Raw genomic sequence first — 2116 nt, 5'->3', positions numbered from 1 at the left:
CCATATAGATCATGGTGATGGTCATGGTGAGAGCTATGCATAAGATACTGTCATAAAAAAACGCAAGAAGTCGCCGAAGGAGTGTGGCGGGCATGTATTGGTCGCTTGGTTCGGGGAATTTATTCATAGTAATCGCATTAAGTTGGTGAATTGCGTGGAATATAACAGATTCTTGCTTTAGATGTCTTTTCTATAAAAGAATGCCTAAAGAAAATCTTTTTGCGGACGATAATAGCTATGAGGTCAACCGGATTTTAGAGGGTTTTGTATGAACGCATTAGATAACATTGACAAGCTAAACGATGGTGGGCTGTCGCGGCACCGCTCGCTAGATGCCAGTAAGATAGCTGAAAGCACTGGCTCTGCAAAGCTAAGTGCAAGTATGCAAACAAGCGTTGAAACTCAGCTTTTAGAAGCCGGTACCGATAGTGGAAGGAGAATTTTCTCCCGCTCGATAGAGACAAACTTTAGTTTCAATATTACTATCGAAAAACCTCAGTTTGAGTTTAAAGTGCCTTCTCCANCAGATGTGGCTCATACTGTGCTCGGTTTTGTCGAACGCCGAATTGAAAGCGAGCTCAGAAACGGGGCGGATGAGTCGAGAATTGGTGACTTATTAAGTCAGGCTCGAAAAGGGATTGAGGCGGGCTTTTCATCCGCTAAAGAAGATATCAGCGCATTGGGTTTGATGGATGAAAAGCTTGAGGAGGAAATAGCTCAGTCTCGACATTTGGTTGATGAGGGGGTAGATGATATTGAAGGAAAACATCTGAGTGCTGCAGATGGCTTAGCTGAAGGGAGCAAGCAGAGCGCTAGAAATGAAGTTGCGGCTTCGACTAACACTCCTGTAGATACTGAGGCTAAAACCTCCCAGCAAGCTTTAAATGTTTACGAGTTTTTTACGCCAGAGAAAGTCAATGAACAACAGCTTAAGCCAGAGTCTTTCGAGGCTGTTTCCAAGTACAAATATGCAAGTCATGATAGTACCGAGTTTTCCTTAACGACCAGGGATGGCGATAAAGTCTCGATTCGTTTGAGTGATACATTTGCCTCTATTTACCAGTCTTCGGGAAACTCTCTAGGCGTGGCTGTGTCCGGCGATAAGTCGTTTGAATATAGTGTCGAAGGGGAGCTGGATGAATCGGAGCTTACGGCAATTAACGAGCTATTGTCGCAGCTAGGTAATGTAACGGAATTATTTTTTCAAGACCGCTTTCAGGATGCATTTGAATCAGCGATGAGTGTAGGGTTTGATTCCAGCGAAATTGCATCCTTTTCCTTAGACTTGTCCAAGACTGTAGCGGAAGAGTTAAGAACTTATGGTGCACCTTCTAGTTCACAAGAAGGTCGAACGAATGACTTATCAAACCTAAAGCGGTATCAACCTATTGTAGATATGGTTAATCACTTTAATCAGATGAATGATTCAATGGGAGTGTTTGAATCTCCGCGCGACTCAATGGTCAGCTTGATTCGTGAAACGCTTGAAAGAGTGAAAGGTATGATGAGTGAATTAAGTGAAAATAGCGCTGACGCTGATAAGTCTATGATTCCAGTAGATAAGGTAACTGTTTCCCACTTTATCGAATTTAGTGAGTACTTATTGTCTGAATGATTTTAGAGGTGGCTTCCTAGGTTAAAATAAATTCTAGCCTCGGTAACGGGGCCTAAGTAGCTGTTATGTCTACGTAGATGGTTAGCTTCTGTCCTGGCTGTAGATATTTTTTCTTGTTTAGCTTGTTCCAGCTTACTAGGTCATTAATCGTTACGCTGAACTTACTTGCGATGCGAGCGAGCGAGTCACCTTTTCTTACTCGATAGCCAATCTTTCTGATCATTTGCCTTTTATCTCTAAAAGACGGTAGCGGCATGCTTGCTTTACCTACATCCTTAAGTGACCAGATAATTAATTCCTGACCTGGCTTAATCGGGTCAGTGGGTGCCATGCCGTTCCACTTGGCTAGAGAGCGAACGCCTACTTTGTGAGCTCTGGAAATATCCCACATGGTATCTCCAGAGCGTACTTTATAACGTAGTTTCTTGCTGCCTTGGCTTCCGGATATTTTGTCTTGCTTGCGCTTGAGTCGATTATGCTGGCTTAAGTTGTAATAAGCTT

Annotated in this window: 2 protein-coding genes; one reads left to right on the top strand and one right to left on the bottom strand. The window is 43.1% G+C overall.

Translation table 11 applies throughout. The features are described from left to right. Positions 1 to 268 precede the first annotated feature (268 nt). On the top strand, positions 269 to 1615 hold the full coding sequence (locus A3729_RS17825) for a DUF5610 domain-containing protein (protein WP_068634142.1): 1347 nt from the start codon (positions 269 to 271) through the stop codon (positions 1613 to 1615). 52 nt (positions 1616 to 1667) lie between these two features. On the opposite strand, the gene A3729_RS17820 is transcribed toward A3729_RS17825, so the two are convergent. After that, on the bottom strand, positions 1668 to 2116 hold a 449-nt coding region (locus A3729_RS17820), incomplete at its 5' end, for a LysM peptidoglycan-binding domain-containing protein (protein ID WP_156497994.1).

The sequence above is a fragment of the Oleiphilus sp. HI0043 genome (assembly GCF_001634935.1).
This window is presented reverse-complemented; position numbering and strand designations above follow the sequence as displayed.